This window comes from Roseovarius sp. AK1035, from assembly GCF_003288315.1.
Lineage (GTDB): Bacteria > Pseudomonadota > Alphaproteobacteria > Rhodobacterales > Rhodobacteraceae > Roseovarius > Roseovarius mucosus_A.
On record NZ_CP030099.1, the window covers coordinates 1,613,167 to 1,629,833 of the forward strand.

The 16,667-nt window shown below is 57.3% G+C and carries 16 protein-coding genes; 9 read left to right on the forward strand and 7 right to left on the reverse strand.

Annotated features, from left to right (window positions below; translation table 11 throughout):
* The first annotated feature begins 47 nt into the window (after positions 1-47).
* The 4 genes from hutI to hutU all read left to right on the forward strand — a co-directional run bounded on the left by hutI (position 48) and on the right by hutU (position 4,845).
* Positions 48-1,259: an imidazolonepropionase gene (gene hutI / locus RAK1035_RS07680; protein ID WP_037298916.1), complete on the forward strand. Its 1,212-nt coding sequence runs from the start codon at positions 48-50 to the stop codon at positions 1,257-1,259.
* Positions 1,256-2,794 carry a histidine ammonia-lyase gene (gene hutH / locus RAK1035_RS07685; RefSeq protein WP_008283109.1) on the forward strand — a complete coding sequence of 513 codons (1,539 nt, stop codon included), beginning with the start codon at positions 1,256-1,258 and terminating at the stop codon, positions 2,792-2,794. The genes hutI and hutH overlap by 4 nt, the downstream gene beginning before the upstream one ends.
* Positions 2,791-3,102 carry an N-formylglutamate amidohydrolase gene (locus RAK1035_RS20165; protein WP_157132439.1) on the forward strand — a complete coding sequence of 104 codons (312 nt, stop codon included), beginning with the start codon at positions 2,791-2,793 and terminating at the stop codon, positions 3,100-3,102. The genes hutH and RAK1035_RS20165 overlap by 4 nt, the downstream gene beginning before the upstream one ends.
* Before the next feature lie 75 nt (positions 3,103-3,177).
* Positions 3,178-4,845, forward strand: coding sequence for a urocanate hydratase (gene hutU / locus RAK1035_RS07690; protein ID WP_008283110.1), 1,668 nt, complete (start codon positions 3,178-3,180; stop codon positions 4,843-4,845).
* A gap of 44 nt (positions 4,846-4,889) precedes the next feature.
* On the opposite strand, the gene RAK1035_RS07695 is transcribed toward hutU, so the two are convergent.
* The gene (locus tag RAK1035_RS07695) at positions 4,890-5,579 is read right to left on the reverse strand and encodes a UTRA domain-containing protein (protein ID WP_008283111.1); all 690 of its coding nucleotides are present in this window, start codon (positions 5,577-5,579) and stop codon (positions 4,890-4,892) included.
* 519 nt (positions 5,580-6,098) lie between these two features.
* Here RAK1035_RS07695 and RAK1035_RS07700 point away from each other — a divergent pair.
* The 3 genes from RAK1035_RS07700 (at position 6,099) to RAK1035_RS07710 (ending at position 8,926) form a co-directional block, all read left to right on the forward strand.
* A complete protein-coding gene (locus tag RAK1035_RS07700; RefSeq protein ID WP_008283112.1) occupies positions 6,099-7,127 on the forward strand; it encodes a YeiH family protein in 1,029 nt (342 codons plus the stop codon).
* A 9-nt stretch (positions 7,128-7,136) separates the two neighbouring features.
* On the forward strand, positions 7,137-8,024 hold the full coding sequence (locus RAK1035_RS07705; protein WP_008283113.1) for a LysR family transcriptional regulator: 888 nt from the start codon (positions 7,137-7,139) through the stop codon (positions 8,022-8,024).
* Positions 8,025-8,113: 89 nt separating this feature from the next.
* The gene (locus RAK1035_RS07710; RefSeq protein ID WP_037298919.1) at positions 8,114-8,926 is read left to right on the forward strand and encodes a phosphate/phosphite/phosphonate ABC transporter substrate-binding protein; all 813 of its coding nucleotides are present in this window, start codon (positions 8,114-8,116) and stop codon (positions 8,924-8,926) included.
* A gap of 61 nt (positions 8,927-8,987) precedes the next feature.
* Here the strand turns inward: RAK1035_RS07710 and RAK1035_RS07715 are convergent, their stop codons facing one another.
* From RAK1035_RS07715 to RAK1035_RS07740, 6 genes are read right to left on the reverse strand one after another with little or no spacing between them, the layout of a single operon-like run.
* On the reverse strand, positions 8,988-9,992 hold the full coding sequence (locus RAK1035_RS07715) for an ornithine cyclodeaminase family protein (RefSeq protein ID WP_008283115.1): 1,005 nt from the start codon (positions 9,990-9,992) through the stop codon (positions 8,988-8,990).
* A 37-nt stretch (positions 9,993-10,029) separates the two neighbouring features.
* The gene (locus RAK1035_RS07720; RefSeq protein ID WP_037298920.1) at positions 10,030-10,974 is read right to left on the reverse strand and encodes an ABC transporter ATP-binding protein; all 945 of its coding nucleotides are present in this window, start codon (positions 10,972-10,974) and stop codon (positions 10,030-10,032) included.
* Positions 10,974-11,630: an ABC transporter permease gene (locus tag RAK1035_RS07725; RefSeq protein ID WP_008283117.1), complete on the reverse strand. Its 657-nt coding sequence runs from the start codon at positions 11,628-11,630 to the stop codon at positions 10,974-10,976. Before RAK1035_RS07725 ends, RAK1035_RS07720 begins: the two co-directional genes overlap by 1 nt.
* On the reverse strand, positions 11,630-12,259 hold the full coding sequence (locus tag RAK1035_RS07730; protein WP_037298923.1) for an ABC transporter permease: 630 nt from the start codon (positions 12,257-12,259) through the stop codon (positions 11,630-11,632). The genes RAK1035_RS07725 and RAK1035_RS07730 overlap by 1 nt, the downstream gene beginning before the upstream one ends.
* On the reverse strand, positions 12,256-13,776 hold the full coding sequence (locus RAK1035_RS07735; protein ID WP_037298926.1) for an HAL/PAL/TAL family ammonia-lyase: 1,521 nt from the start codon (positions 13,774-13,776) through the stop codon (positions 12,256-12,258). Before RAK1035_RS07735 ends, RAK1035_RS07730 begins: the two co-directional genes overlap by 4 nt.
* 58 nt (positions 13,777-13,834) lie before the next feature.
* On the reverse strand, positions 13,835-14,713 hold the full coding sequence (locus RAK1035_RS07740; RefSeq protein ID WP_008283120.1) for a glycine betaine ABC transporter substrate-binding protein: 879 nt from the start codon (positions 14,711-14,713) through the stop codon (positions 13,835-13,837).
* 330 nt (positions 14,714-15,043) lie between these two features.
* On the opposite strand from RAK1035_RS07740, the gene RAK1035_RS07745 reads away from it, so the two are divergent.
* Complete coding sequence (locus tag RAK1035_RS07745; protein ID WP_008283121.1) at positions 15,044-15,559, forward strand: MarR family winged helix-turn-helix transcriptional regulator; 516 nt, start codon at positions 15,044-15,046, stop codon at positions 15,557-15,559.
* A complete protein-coding gene (locus RAK1035_RS07750; protein WP_008283122.1) occupies positions 15,556-16,467 on the forward strand; it encodes a DMT family transporter in 912 nt (303 codons plus the stop codon). The genes RAK1035_RS07745 and RAK1035_RS07750 overlap by 4 nt, the downstream gene beginning before the upstream one ends.
* Positions 16,468-16,667: the final 200 nt, after the last annotated feature.

Here is a 16,667-nt window from a genome sequence, read left to right on the forward strand (position 1 = left end):
CAACTATACATACCATTAAAGTGAAATTTCAGCAGCGGTGGCCCGAAATGACGGAAAATGGCAAAGTTTTTGTGAATTTGAATCTCGCAAGCCTTTGCGACTCAGGCCCTAAGTATGGCTGGATCGAGGATGCAGCAGTTGTCGTTGTCTATGGGTTGATTGACTGGCTCGGCTCACGTGAGGCCTTACCATCGCTTTATAACTCGTTTCCCCAGATTGACCTTGGTGGGCGCGTCGTGACACCGGGTTTGATTGATTGCCACACCCATATCGTCCACGGTGGCAACCGCGCTGTCGAGTTCGAGATGCGCCTCAACGGAGCGAGCTATGAAGAGGTCGCGCGTGCGGGTGGCGGAATTGTATCGACGGTAAAGGCCACGCGTGCGGCCTCCGACGAAGAATTGTTGACCACCGCACTTGCCCGTGTCGACGTTTTGATCGCCGAAGGTGTCACCTGCATCGAAATCAAATCCGGCTACGGTCTTGATATCGAAACCGAATTGCGCATGTTGCGTGTGGCCCGCGCGATCGGCCACAAGCGGCCCGTTCGGGTCAAAACTACGTTTCTCGGGGCGCATGCCACACCTGCGGACTACGCGGGTCGGGACGATGCTTATATAGATGAGGTCTGCATCCCTGCCTTGCGTGCCGCCTATGCCGAAGCATTGGTCGACGCTGTCGACGGTTTTTGTGAGGGGATCGCGTTCCAGCCTGCTCAGATTGCTCGGGTCTTTCATGTGGCGTCCAGCTTGGGCCTGCCTGTCAAGCTGCATGCAGAGCAACTTTCAAACATTGGCGGCGCGAAACTGGCGGCGGGCTATGGAGCGCTGTCAGCCGATCATATCGAATATCTGGATGAGGCCGGCGTAGAAGCATTGGCGCAAGCTGGGACGGTTGCCGTCATCCTGCCCGGTGCATTCTATACATTGCGAGAGACCCAAGCCCCGCCTATCGCCCTGTTGCGCAAACATGGGGTGCCTATGGCCTTGGCAACAGACATCAACCCCGGTTCCTCCCCATTAAATTCGTTGCTGCTGACGCTCAACATGGGCTGCACCTTGTTTCGGATGACCCCCGAAGAAGCTCTGCGCGGCGTCACTCAAAACGCTGCGCGGGCTTTGGGGCTATCCGACGCGGGCACCCTCGCCGTCGGAAAGCGCGCCGACATGGCAGTTTGGAACATCAAACACCCTGCCGAACTCTCGTATCGCATCGGCTTTAATCCCCTTCACTCCCGCATTTTCGGAGGGACGTTGTGACCACACTCACCCTCACCCCCGGCGCTGTTACCTTGGATCATCTCGCTGACATCTATTGGAACGAAGCCTCGGTCCGGCTTGATCCGGCCAGCCACTCAGCGATCGAGCGCGCTCATGCGCGGATCGCCAAGGCTGTTGCAGGGACAGATGCGGTATACGGTGTTAATACCGGGTTTGGCAAACTTGCCTCGGTCAAGATTGCGAGCAAAGATACCACAACCCTGCAGCGCAACCTGATCTTGTCCCATTGCTGCGGTGTTGGCCCTGCGATTTCACGACGCGAGACGCGCCTGTTGATGGCTCTCAAATTGCTCAGCTTGGGGCGCGGTGCCTCGGGGGTGCGGTTAGAGGTTGTGGCACAGATTGAGGAGATGCTGGCCAAGGGCGTGACGCCTGTGATCCCGGCGCAAGGCTCTGTTGGTGCCTCGGGGGATCTGGCTCCGCTTGCGCATATGGCGGCTGTCATGATGGGTCATGGCCAGGCCGAGTATCTGGGTAAGATATTGCCCGGTGCCGAAGCTTTGGCCGCAGCTGGTATTGCTCCTCTTGTGCTTGGCCCCAAAGAAGGGCTGGCCTTGATTAATGGCACCCAATTCTCGACGGCCTTTGCGCTTGCGGGCCTTTTCGGCGCATGGCGCGCGGCCCATTCGGCACTGGTCACATCGGCCTTGTCGACTGACGCCATCATGGGGTCTACCGCGCCATTGCAGCCGGAAATCCACGCCCTGCGAGGCCATCCCGGCCAGATACAGGCCGCAGAGACCATGCGCGCCTTGCTGGCCGGATCCGAAATCCGCGAGAGCCACATCGTGGGGGATGCGCGGGTTCAAGACCCCTATTGCATCCGCTGCCAGCCACAGGTGACGGGGGCGGCGATGGATGTGCTGCGCATGGCGGCCCGAACCCTGGGGATCGAGGCGAATGCCGCCACTGATAATCCGCTGGTTTTGATCGAGGCGGATTTGATCGTATCGGGGGGCAACTTTCACGCCGAACCTGTCGGATTTGCCGCCGATATGATCGCGCTCGCGATTGCCGAGATTGGGGCGATTGCGCAACGCCGCGTTGCTCTGATCGTGGACCCGGTGCTCAGTTTCAATCTACCACCGTTCCTTACGCCAAATCCGGGGCTGAACAGTGGTTATATGATTGCCGAGGTCACAACGGCCGCCCTGATGAGCGAAAACAAACATCTGGCAAATCCCTGCGTCACCGATAGCACACCCACCTCTGCCAATCAGGAAGATCACGTGAGCATGGCCGCCCATGGCGCACGCCGTTTGGGGGCAATGAACGAAAATCTCGCACGTATTCTTGGTGTGGAATTGCTCTGCGCCGCGCAAGGCATCGACTTTCGCGCACCGCTCGCTACAAGCGATACGTTGCAACGGGTGGTTGCTCGGGTGCGCCAAGACGTGGCCGCGCTGGGCGAGGACCGCTATCTCGCGCCCGATCTGGAACGCGCCGCCGTGATGATTGCCTCGGGTGACATCGTGAACGCTGCAGGCATCGACATGCCGGAGCTCATCGCGTGACCGCCGTTGAAATCCATCAAGGCAAGACGCCGATGACGTTAGGCCTACCGCATACGGGCACCTTTGTGCCGTGGGAAATGTCTGTCGCTTCGATCGCCCGAAGCTGTGGGTTGGAAGATATGGACTGGCACCGTCACAGGTGCCATGACGGTTTGCTATCTGGCGCAAGCTCGGGGCGTGCGACCTTCCACCGGCCCGCTCTAGATACCATCCGTGATCCTTTGGGGGCCGTGCTCTCTCCCGCTCAGAACACCACCGGACTTGTGCCGCTGACCGATTTCGACGGGCATGACATCCAGGCGCCTTAGCCGCGTACACTCAAGCATTTTGACACAGCTGGCCGCCGTGGCCCCACCTCTAGAACCGACCCAGAAAGGCACATCATGACCGATCCGCGCAAGAACACCCGTGACATATACCCGGCAACTGGCACAAAACTGACGGCCAAAAGCTGGCTGACGGAAGCCCCCTTGCGGATGCTGATGAACAACTTGCACCCTGACGTCGCCGAAAACCCGCATGAATTGGTGGTTTACGGTGGCATCGGCCGTGCTGCGCGGACGTGGAAGGACTACGATATGATCGTCGCCTCCCTGCGCGAGCTGGAAGAAGACCAGACCCTGCTGGTACAATCGGGTAAACCTGTCGGCGTCTTTCAAACCCACAAGGATGCGCCGCGGGTGCTGATCGCCAACTCCAACCTTGTGCCGCATTGGGCCACTTGGGACCACTTCAACGAGTTGGATAAAAAGGGTTTGGCGATGTACGGCCAGATGACCGCGGGATCGTGGATTTACATCGGGTCGCAAGGCATTGTTCAGGGCACCTACGAGACATTTGTCGAGGCTGGCCGCCAGCACTATAACGGCTCTCTCAAAGGCAAATGGATCTTGACTGGTGGTCTTGGCGGAATGGGCGGCGCCCAGCCTTTGGCGGCTGTGATGGCGGGGGCCTGCTGTCTTGCGGTCGAATGTAACCCCGACAGTATCGATTTCCGGCTGCGCACTAGATATGTCGACGAAAAGGCCGAAACCTTGGACGAAGCGCTGGCCATGATCCAGCGCTGGACCGCTGCGGGCGAGGCAAAATCGGTTGGTCTACTGGGCAATGCAGCGGATGTGTTTCCCGAGTTGGTGAAGCGCGGCATTCGACCCGACATCGTCACAGACCAGACATCCGCCCATGACCCGATCAACGGATACTTGCCCCAAGGCTGGACCATGGCGCAGTGGAAAGAGAAGCGTGAAAGCGCCCCGAAAGAAGTTGAAAAGGCCGCGCGCGCCAGCATGAAAGTACAGGTTAAAGCCATGTGCGATTTTCATATATCAGGTGTCCCGACTGTCGATTACGGCAACAACATCCGCCAGATGGCGCAGGAAGAAGGTCTGGACAACGCGTTCGACTTCCCCGGCTTTGTTCCCGCCTATATCCGCCCGCTGTTTTGCCGCGGGGTCGGCCCGTTTCGTTGGGCGGCACTGTCTGGCGATCCCGAAGACATCTATAAAACAGATGCCAAGGTGAAGGAAATTCTGTCCGAGGACAAACATCTGCACAACTGGCTGGACATGGCCCGCGAACGGATCGCCTTTCAGGGCCTGCCTGCCCGCATTTGCTGGGTCGGTCTGGGGGTGCGTCACAAGCTGGGGCTGGCCTTTAACGAGATGGTGCGCAACGGCGAGCTTTCCGCTCCCATCGTCATCGGGCGTGACCATCTGGATTCAGGCTCGGTGGCATCGCCCAACCGCGAAACCGAGGCGATGAAAGACGGCTCGGACGCTGTGTCGGATTGGCCTTTGCTCAACGCTCTTTTGAACACCGCTTCAGGAGCAACGTGGGTATCCTTGCATCATGGTGGTGGCGTAGGCATGGGGTTCTCGCAACATTCCGGCATGGTGATCTGCTGTGATGGCACCGAGGATGCAGACCGCCGCATCGCGCGCGTGCTTTGGAACGATCCGGCGACTGGCGTTATGCGCCACGCCGATGCGGGATACGAAGACGCGCTCGACTGCGCCCGCGAGAATGGGCTGAACCTGCCCGGCATTCTTTGACGATCACCTGCGCTGCCGCGTCACAGCGGCAGCGCAGGACCAGCCTAGTAGCGAGACGTCAGGCGATGGCCGGGGCGGTATGAGAAACGCACATAGGTGACCGCGTCGCTTTCCCACCATGTCGAGCGTTCGATATTGAACACCGGATCTCCTACCGAGCATGCCAGATAATCCGCCAAACTCTGATCTGCCGATCCGGCTGACAGGTTGATTTCGGCTTCAGAGAACGGGATCGTTGCGACCAACCATTCGCTTGGGCCGCATTCTGAGAAATCGACAAATTCCGCTGCTGGCAGAGCGGTCAGATTGATCCACCTGTCTTCGTGCTCATAAGGGATACAGTCAGCGTAATGCATGCACACAAGATGCAGCACTCTGCCTTCCTCCGGCAATTTGAGCCGCGCGCGTAACCAGTCTGGTGCCACTTCGACAACGCGGCTGGACAATGAATACCGATAGGACGCGCCCTTATCCTCAATCTCGTCGCGCACAAGCGGTATGTCAAAGCGGGCCTGCCGGATTGGTGACATGCGCACGCGCGTGCCGGCTTTGCGCCGTCGTTCGATGATCCCCTCGTCAGAGAGTTCGCGCATCGCCCTGTTCACTGTCGCGCGCGCACAGCCATAAGTCTCGGCAAGATCGACTTCGTTTGGCACCAAATTTCCAGGTGCCCAATCGCCCTTTATAATCTTTCCGAGAATGTCGGCTTTGACCTCTTTGTAAGTGACTTTCATAACTGAGTACTTCTCATGCCTTGCGACTATTTCATTTGCACCTTCGCAGATTTCTCGCCCGGGTACGGATTGACCCAGCCTGTGAAAACCGGTTGCAAAATAAAGACTAAGTGGTCTCACAGGTGTGCTGCGCTTACCGCCGGACACCTGTTCTCCTCATAGTGATGTTAATCCAGACATCTGACATTGCCAAGTTAACTGATCCAGGGTCCGAGCGCGTGACTGGGCCTAGGTTTTGTGATCATCTGACCGGTGAAATCCGGCCAGCCTGCACTAAGCCACCTTGCTCAGTTCGGTCGATCCCCAAGTCGTTTTGCAGCAGAAAAAGCGGCATGGGCCGACAAACCACGCCAAAACGACAGGTTTTCTAATCGGTTATCAAGAGCTTGCCGACGCATCGCGTCTCAACTCAGGTTTCCATCAATCTACCAGCTTTATAAATTAAAATCATAAAATTAATATGTTTTTATAATGGTTTTTGCCATGATACCCCGCTCCTGATATCCAACGGAGCATCCCATGATCACCACAATATCCCCCCGCCAACAGGCCCTCGGGTTTGGGCATTTCATCACGCGCAACGCGTTTGGGGTGGTTATTGCCGTGGGGATTACGGGGCTTGCAGCCCTGCTGCACCATCTTGGGCTGGCCACGACAATCGGGCTTCCGATCTTGTCCATTCTGATCGCCATGGTGATCGGCAATGCGATCCCCGCCCCCAAAGCAAGCCTGCCCGGTTTGCAAATCGCGTCTCGCCCCCTGCTGCGCTTTGGGATTATCCTGCTCGGCTTGCAGGTCACGCTCGGCGATATGTTGGCCTTGGGCTTGTTGCCCTTGGCGGCGTTGGTGGCGCTGGTCATGGGGACAATGGGGTTTACCGTCTGGGTGGGCCGCCTTTTAGGTGTTGAAAAATCCCTAACCGTGCTGATCGCGTCGGGCACTTCAATCTGCGGGGCCTCAGCGGTGCTGGCAACCGCATCCACCATATCCGCCAAAGACGAAGACGTGGCCTACGGCGTTGCAATGGTCACCTTGTTCGGCTCTGTCGCAATGACGCTTTTGCCGATGACCAGCGCCTATTTGAACTTTGGCCCGATGGTCCACGGCTTCTGGACGGGCGGTACGATCCACGAGGTCGCCCAAGCCGTTGCCGCTGCGTTTCAACACGACGAGGATGCCGGAACCGTCGGAACGATGGTCAAGCTGGCACGCGTGCTGATGCTGGTGCCGGTCTTGCTGCTGGTGGGTGCGCTGTTTAACAAGGGCCACCAAGACGCCTCCAGCAAGCGCGCGCCCTTTCCCATGTTCGTGTTGGGTTTCATGGCCATGGTGGGGGTCAATTCTGTTCTGGATATCCCCGCTGATCTGCGGGCCCACTTTGCCACGCTGACCGCCTGTATCCTTGCCACATCGCTGGCGGCGATCGGCTTTCAAACCCGCTTCCCCGCCCTTTTGGCCCGTGGTCCGCGCCCATTGGTGTTGGCGGCTGTGTCCTGCTGTTTTGTTTCAGGCGCTGGCCTCTTGCTGGCCCTTGCCCTCTTCCCGTAAACCGCTGGCATGACACTTGAACAACTTCGCATCTTTGTCGCAGTGGCCACGGAGCTGAACATGACCCGCGCCGCCGAAGTGCTGCGCTTGTCGCAATCTGCTGTCAGCGCTGCGATTTCCGCGCTGGAACGACGCCATGATGTGCAACTTTTCGACCGGGTGGGGCGCGGCATCGCCTTGACCCCCGCCGGAGCTGTCTTTCTGACTGAGGCCAAAGACATCCTGAACCGCAGCCAACAAGCCGAACGGGTTCTCGAAGACCTCAGCACCCTGCGCCGAGGTTCAATCCAACTGGTCGCCAGTCAGACCGTGGGAAATTACTGGCTGCCTCGCCAATTGATGAGCTTCCATTCCAGCAATCCCGACATTGACCTCTCGGTCGAAATCACCAATTCGGATCGGGTGATGGACTGGATCACCTCAGGCAAAGCCGAATTGGGCTTTATCGAATCCCCCGTCACTATGGACGGGCTAGAGGCCACGCACGTCGGAACTGACCAGATGGTTCTCATCGGCTCCCGCGAGATTGGCCTGCAGATCGACCGCGCCATGCTGATGAGCCTGCCTTGGGTGATCCGCGAAGAAGGCTCTGGCACCCGCGCCATGCTGCTGGAATTCCTGAGCCATTACAGGCTGACCCTGTCGGACATTCGCATCGCATTGGTGCTGCCCAGCAACGAGGCGATCGCGAGCGCTGTCTCTGACGGGCTGGGCGTTGCTTTAATGTCGCGTCTTGCGGCGGGGTTTCTAGGCCAATCCTCCGAGATCGCCATTCGACCATCCCCCCAGCCAGACCGCGCCTTGACGATGGTGCTATCCACACAGCGCCATCGCAGCAGTGCGGTGCAGGCCTTTGTCCGTCAAATCAAAGCTGGTTCCAATCCCGCTTTGATCTGACGGCACGCATGTAGAAATGTTCTGAATACTTGATGCACTAAGCCCCAAGCACCCCAGAAACCGCCCGAAGGTGAACAAGAGAGCCCCAGATGATTGCCTGCTCGCGAATGTATAACCTGAATCCTGCCCTGAGCAGTCACTGGCGCAGTTTGTTTGAACACACAGCCGCTATCGCTGGGGTGCCATTGGATGTGATCGACTACGCAGCACCCGCCCCGCTTGATCTGCTGTGGGCCCGCACGGATCTGGCCTGCGTGTTCATGTGCGGCTGGCCCTTTCAGCGTGCCACCCGCGCATTTCAGGTCGTCGCGGCCCCAATTCCTGAATACCATGCAACGCTGCACCCGCTGACAGGGCCGCAGTATTGCACCAATCTGGTGGTGTCGGATGCAGCCCCTTATAACCGCCTGCAAGACACGTTTGGCGGGCGGATTGCCTGGACAGATCGTGGCTCGCACTCGGGTTTCAACGCCCCGCGCAAACTGTTGCTGGATCACCTGAACGGGCAGGAACGCCTTTATTCTGAAAGCATCGGTCCGGTTGTCACCCCCCGCGCTTCGTTGAATAGCATTCTAGAGGGCCGCGCTGATGTTGCCCCGCTCGACAGTTATTTTCACAGCCTGCTGGCCCGCCATGAACCGGACACCGCGCGCCGTATTCGGGTCATTGCCCAGACGCCAGCCTCGCCCATACCGCTGCTGGTGGCCGCCCCAGAAATTGCCCCTGAAATCGTTGCCAAGCTAGGCGAGGCCTTTGCCCAAGCCGCCGATTCACCGCAACTGGCCCCCTACCTGAAAGACCTGTGCCTGAGCGGGTTTGCGATCCCAAGCCGCAAAGACTATGCCGTTACCGACCAGTGGCACGCCGAGGCAATGGCCGCAGGCTATCACGAGCCCTGCTGATCCAGACAGAAAAAGGGCACCAATGGTGCCCTTTCTTTACGCCAAGACGCTCTGCCAAAGTTTAGCGGAACCGAATTTTCTGACCGATGTTATTGGCCTTAGCCTTGGCCACCAAAGCCGCCCCAAGTGCCACGTCAGTGCTGCTAAGACCACGATGCCAGAACAAGATCGTTTCGTCGTCGTTTTCACGGCCCGGTTTCAGTCCTGCGGCGACCTCGCCCAATTCTGCGTGCAGGGTTTCCTCGGACAGTTTTCCAGCATCCACATGGGCGCGCAATGAACCGTAGGGACGCCCCGGACCACATTGACCCCAGTCATCCACCAACATCTTGTCCATGATATCGGTCAGATCAAATTCAACCGCACTCATAGTGCCGTATGGGATCACCAAGGCACCTTTTTTGATCCATTCGGTTTTGAACATGGGTGTAGGCTCTGGTAGCCGTGTCGCCTCGATCAGGATATCCGCGCCTTCAAGACAATCCTGCCAGTTGTCGGTGACGATGATCTTTTTACCCAGATCCTTTTCCAGTCTTTCGCCAAACGCATTGCGGCTTTCTGGCCGACGGGAGTGGATGCGGATTTCATCGAAATCATACAGATGGTTCAACAAACGCACGTTCCAATAGGATGTGCCACGCGATCCCACATGGCCCAGAATCTTGCTGTCCTTGCGCGCCAGATGTTTGGCCCCAAGCGCTGTCACAGCCCCGGTCCGCATGTCGGTGATCGCCGTGGCGTCAATAATAGCAAGGGGCACACCGGTTTCGGGACTGAACAGATTCAAAATCGCCAGTTCCGACGGCAAACCCACTTTGTAATTGTCAACAAAGTCGCCGACCACTTTGACGCCCGCCACCCCGAGCGATTTCACATAGCCGCGCAGGACATTGAAATGCCCTTTGTCCGAACTTTCAGGAACCAGATGCACACGCGGTTCGATGACAGTCTGTTTGTTGCCTTGTGCAATCAGCGCGGATTCAACCGCCGCCAGGATTTCATCGTCGGTCAGGGCAAGTTCTGCAATGTCCAGTGCGTTAAGATAGTCGACCCAGATCTCGGTCATGTTGAAGCCTTTCGGAAAGAGAGAAGTTGTAACGGCACTAAGAGGCAAGAGCCACTGGGCCCAGCACCGCAGCACGGTTGATAAAGCCAAGAACAGGGCCCCCATCTTCACGGACAATCAGGCCCTCGACCTTTTGGGCGAGGATTTCTGACAGCGCAAAATGCAAGCTGGCACTTGGGGCGATGGTTGGAAAATCGGTGCTTGTCGCAGGGGTCATCCTGTCACGCACTGAAATCAGGTTCAGCTGTTTCAGCGCACGATCCGTACCAAGGAAATCCGCCACAAAAAGACTGTTGGGACGCGCCAGAATATCAATCGGCGCATCATATTGCAGCAATTTGCCATCCCGCATAATCGCAACGCGGTCGCCCATCTTAAGCGCCTCGTCCAGATCATGGGTGACCATCACCACTGTCTTGTTTGTCTTTTTCAGAATTTCCTTGAATTCTGTCTGAACCTTGCTGCGGGTGATCGGATCAATAGCGCCAAAAGGTTCATCCATAAGCATCACCTCGGGGTCCGCAGCCAGCGCACGGGCAAACCCGACCCGCTGACGTTGACCACCTGACAGCGCGTTTGGCAACCGCGGTCCCATTTCGTCAGGGTCCAGCCCGACAAGTTCCAACATCTCATTCACCCGCTTCCGGATCTTGGCTGGATCATGTTTCAATAGGCGTGGCACCGTCGCCACGTTCTCTGAGATCGTCATATGCGGGAACAGACCGACCTGTTGGATCACGTAACCAATAGAGCGCCGCAAGACTTGCGGATCAACCTTGGTCACGTCCTGCCCATTGACCAGAATTTGCCCTGATGTTGGCACTTGAAGACAGTTGATCATCCGCATGGTCGTGGTCTTGCCGCAGCCCGACGGCCCGATCAGTGCCACCGTGGTGCCGGTTTCGATTTGCAGACTGACGTCGTCAACAGCGGGACGGCCGCCACTGTTATAGGTCTTGGTGACGTTCCTAAGCTCGATCATCACGGCTCTCCTGAAAGGTTGACGTTTCGGTACGACACGCGGCGTTCTAAAAAGCTAAACCCAACCTCAGCGGCAATCGCCAGGAGAGCGATAGGAACAGCGCCGACCAGCAACCGTGGCATATCCATGATCGCGATACCGGTGCTGATGAAATCGCCCAGACCACCGCCTCCGACAAATGAGGCCAATGCTGCACCGCCAATAACCTGAATAGAGGCGATTTTGACGCCCGAGATGATCGGCCCCAAGGCCAATGGCAACTCGATATGCAGCGCAATCTGCAAACGGCTCATGCCCATGCCGGTTGCGGCATCGGTGACTGTTAGGTCAACCTCGGCCACGCCCACAACCGTGTTCAACAACATCGGAGGCACCGCAAGCACGATGAGTGCAACGACCGAAGGAAGAAAGCCAATCCCCAAAAGCGGCAACGCTGCTGACAGGATCGCAAGACTAGGGATCGACCGAATGGCGCCCACGATATTGATCGCAACGAAAGATGCGCGCCGTGAATGTGCCACCAAGAACCCCAACGGAATGGCTATCGCCGCCCCGATAGACATGGCTACAGCAGACATCCATAAATGCTGGTTCAGCGCGATCATAAAGGTGGATTTATGAGCAAGGAACCATGTGAATGCGTCAAGCAGGTTCATTACATGGCCCCTCCGGTTGTTTTGCGCAGCTTCCGTTCAATGGTCGAAAGGGAGAAATCTACTGACAAGGCCAATGCCGAGGTGAGCGCCCCACCGACAAGAATCTTCTCGGGATAGCGTTGATCGAGGCCTTCGAAGATAATCGTGCCTAGCCCACCGGCATTAATATATGCCGCGATGGTGGCAATCCCGATCACGGTGACTGACGCAATCCGAAGCCCGGCGATGATGAATGGTAGTGCAAGAGGCAACTCGATCTCATAAATCCGCCGCCAACGCCCGTAGCCCATGCCATGTGCGGCATCGATAACTTCGGGCGGCAAATTCTGGAAGCCTGTCGCGATGTTTCGGATCATGATCATCAGCGAATAGGCCGCCAGCCCAATGATCGCAGGAATTGTGCCAATGCCGAAAATGGGAATGAAAAGCGCAAATAGGGCCAGACTGGGGATCGCAAAGAGAATCCCCGTCACGATCATGATGAAGCTGTAAAGCCTAGGTTTTTTGGCGCTGTAGATACCAACGGCCAAGGAAATCACAAAGGCGATCGTGATTGGCACAATCAAAAGGTACAAATGCTCTAATAAAGCGGTTCCGATCCGGTCGAGGTTGTAGGGCCACCAATTCACGAAAGCTGTTCCTCTAGTTCAGTGAGGATCGGGCCTAACCTTTGTTGCTGGATCGCCTCGGCCAGAGCGACAATATCAGGACTGGCTGCACGGTCTTGGGTCAATGGCGCAACAAGCGCCCTTACTGCTTGCTGGATCGCTGCCGTGCCTTGCCCCAAAGTTATGCCTGTTCGCAAATCAACCGCTTGCGCCGCAACCATCAATTCGATTCCGACAAGATAGCGCAGGTTCTCCACGATGGCCGAGAATTTCTCAACGCCGGGCATCAACAAAGATGCGTAATCCTCAACCCGATCCGCAACGGGGATCGCGGCAAATGGCATCGGCATCGCCTGTTGCCCAATCGTTGCGACCAGCGCGGAAACGGTTTTCTGCACTGTTGCGAAACCGTTGGAACCGCCCACGTCAGGTGCCATAAACCGCGGTAAATCAGACATTTCGGCGGACATCATCTTCATGATCCGCTCGCCCGTCATCGCGGCAAGACGCGCTAGGGCCAGTGCCATTGTATCAAAGGAAAGGGCCACATGGGTCGGATCAAAATTCCCGTTGGGCAACACGAGATCAAGCGCCGTATTGACCGCAGGATTGTCGTCGCTGGTCGCCAGTTCCAAGGCAACGGCGTCGCGGGCGTGGCAAATTGTGGATTGCACCGCACCGAAAACCGAACTGACACAACGCAACGATAAAGGGTCTTGCAGCCGCCGCTGTGCTTTGGGCTGCATCAGATTGCCGCCTTCGAGTAAAGACAGCAAGCTTTCGGCAATTGTGCCCTGATACGGGGCTGGTCGCAGCGCCGTCGCGGCGGGTGCGAGTGGCGCGATACTGGCGCGAAACCCTTCGTAGCTTAATGCCACCGCGGCCACTTGCGCGGCAAAGACGCGCTGAACATCCGCGATGGCAAGCGCGGCAAGCCCAAGGGCGGCTGAATTCGATGACACCAGCGCAAGCCCGTCTTTGACACCAAATTTTGGCAGCTCTAGTCCGGCCTCAAGAAAAGCGGTACGCCCGTCTGTCAGGCTACCATCAGCGCGGATAACAGTGCCTCTACCGGTCAGAACTTCTGCGATATGGGCCATCGGGGCCAAATCTGCCTCTCCGACAGATCCAAGCATCGGAACGCGGGGCACAATGCGGTGATTGAGCATCCCTGCCAATGCAGCGGCCACAGCGTAGGACATTCCAGAATGACCAACGCAGACACGCGACAACCGCGTGGCGATCATGGCGCGGGTTTCGACCTCGGTGGCGATACGACCCACCCCAACGGCCCGCGCCCTTGGAATCAAATGTTGGTCATCGCCCGTGCGCACCTTCATGACCGTATCCACGGCCGCGCCAAGACCTGTACTTACGCCGTAAATCGCTTGGCCACTGGCCGCATGCTCTTGCAAGCATGAATAGCTTGCTGCGATTGTTTTGGCGGTATCGGGGGAAATACTTACCGGTGTGAAGTCATGAGCGATCTTGAAAATCGTGCGCGCCGACACTCCCCGAGAGTCGATATTGATTATCATGAAAAGGGTCCGATCAGTTAGAAACGCAAGGCAGGATCATACCTGCCTTGCACGTTCCTTAGTCAATAATGCCAACGGATTTCAGGAAATCCTGTGCCACATCGCGCGCTTCTTCACGCCCGACCTCTACCCGCTTGTTCAGGGTCCGCATGATGTCATTGTCCAGCTGATCAGAGACGCGATTCAGCATCTCCTCGGCCCCCGGAAACTCTTCAAGCGCGTCTTTGCGAACGACGGGTGCCACGAAATACGGGGGGAAAAGCCCTTTGTCGTCTTCCATTACGACATAGTCTTCAGCCGCAATCTGCCAATCAGTCGCAAACCCGTTGTTCACGTCAATCTGACCCGCAGCCAAGGCATCGTACCGCAGCCCAAGTTTTGCAAACATGCGGAATTCACGAAACTCGGCCCCATAGACGTTGCGCAGACCGACGAGCCCGTCAGCACGGTCAGGAAATTCCGGCCCTCCGCCAATGGACAGCTCTGGCGCTGCAACGCCTAGGTCGGACAGTGTTTTGAGGTTGTATTTCTCAGCGGTTTCCCGGCGCACCAACATGGCATAGCCGTTGTTGATATGGGCAGGCTCCAGCCACTTTAGATCCAATTCTGTATCATAGTAGCTTTTCACCGTATCATACACGACCTGTGCGTCAGAAGACATCTCGCCTTTGACAACCGCAGACAGGGCCGTGCCGGTGTACTCGGGATACATGTCGATATCCCCACCCGTGAGCGCCGCATGGGCAATCAGCGTACCCCCAAGATTGATCTTGCGCTCAACTGGAATATCAATGCTTTCCAGCGCAGCGGCATAGATTTCACCAAGAATGAATTGTTCGGTGAAGTTCTTGGTGCCAACGACAAAATTATCTGCTTGCGCCCCTTGCCCAATGAACAGCGCCGCGGATGTTGCCAGAGTTGTCACAAGATTTTTCATTGGAGATTTCCCTGTTCGGATCGAAGGCAAGCTCTTTGGCCCCTTCGAAGGTTACCTTTGGATCAAGAGTATGCGCCCACGCCCAGGCTGCTGGAATTTACAGCTAAGTCTTTCATGAAGGATCTGACTCTTGCTTTTATGTATGGACATAAATGTATTTAAGGCAAGCATAAAATGGCGCTGTCGATTTTACCTCATCGCCCAAGTGATGTCGCGAAGGGTGCAAGGGGGCAGGCAAGACCGATGGCACCCGTAAGCCATGCAGGTCGCTTGACACACCTCTGTTTGATTATATATGCATGATGCATACATATAAAGCAGAGACTCACCATGGACAGACTAGCAAACCTGCTCAACGCAGCAGCCACGGCCATCTCGGATGCTCAGGCGATGTCGATGGCACGGCATGCGGATCTAAAACCATCAACCACAGGTGCGATTCTGACCTTGGGCCAGCATTCCGCACTTACTCTGTCGGAACTTGCGCGGATTATCGGGCTTAGCCATTCGGCGACAGTAAGGCTGATTGATGGCTTGGCGGACAAGGGACTGGGACGGCGCGGCGATGGGCAGGACCGGCGCGAAGTTGCGGTTTCGCTGACCATTGAAGGTCTTAGGCTTTATGCGGATCTGCGAAAGGCGCAGAGCGAGATACTGATTCCGTTGACCGAGGGACTTACGCCCATGGAACGGGCAACGCTGGAGGTCGCACTTTCCCGTATCCTCGCCGCCTTGACGAAAAGCCGCCAAAGTGCGGATCACATTTGCCGCTTCTGTGACGAAGGGGTCTGCGGGCAGGATGATTGCCCTGTCGAAATTCAGGCCGTTGCGCTGTCACGCGCATGACCGACGCCATAAGCCATCCTGTCCCGTCACGCTCGGTTGCCGTGGCGGCGATGCTCTGCTCAGCGGCGTGCTGGGGGGGCGCGACCGTCATGACCAAAGGGGCGCTTGATGCTTTCGATCCCTTCATCTTGCTGGTCATACAATTGGTGGCCAGTGTTGCCGCGCTTTGGACTGCTGTTCTTCTTTCTTCCACGTCTCTTTTGGCCTTTCGACCGATGGTGCGGGCCGGCTCCACGGGCGTTCTTGAACCCGGATTAGCCTATGCCGTCGGTGTTCCGGGCCTTGCCCTGACCACGGCGGGCAATGCCTCGGTCATCGCAGCCCTCGAGCCCGTGTTCATTTTTCTCGGCGCATGGCTTTTGTTCCGGACCCGGCCAACCCTCAGGGCGATCGTGGCGATCGTCACCGCAGTCATCGGCGTGACACTTGTATCCCTGACCGATCCTGCAGGTCTTGGGGGCGGGTCGGTTTTGGGCGATGGCTTGGTCCTCTTCGGCACAGCGCTTGCGGCTGCCTATGTTCTGGCGTCCAGCAAGCTTGCCGTGACGATGCCTGCGGTCCTTCTGACTGCGTTGCAGCAAACCGCTGGCCTTGGGTTGGTCGTAATCCTAAGCGCATTTGCCTTGTTTGCGGGTTGGCAGTCGCTTCCAGCGTCGGTGACTTTGCCCGCGTTGGGCCTCGCCATCCTGTCGGGCCTGATCCAGTACGCCCTCGCCTTCTGGCTTTACATTGTAGGACTGAAAGGGATTGCACCGGGGCTGGCGGGCATGTTCCTGACGACAACACCCATCTTCGGCGTCTTTGGCGGCATTGTCTTCCTGGGTGAACGCCTTGTGCTGAGCCAGTTGCTGGGCATGACGCTTGTAATTGTGTCGCTTGTTGCCTTGCTCAGATCCCGTGGTGGCTGATGATCACAACAGGTCCGTTCGCAGTTTTCGTCGTTCCGCTACGCCCCAGCGGGTTTCCTGCCGGACCTGAGGGTGCCCGCCCTCAGAACGGGATATCGCCGATACGGTCAACCAACTCGGGGTTTTCGGCCCACAAGCAAAGGTATAGAACCTCGGATACATGTGCATCCTGTCTTCGGTTGTGCAAAGTGAAGGGTAGC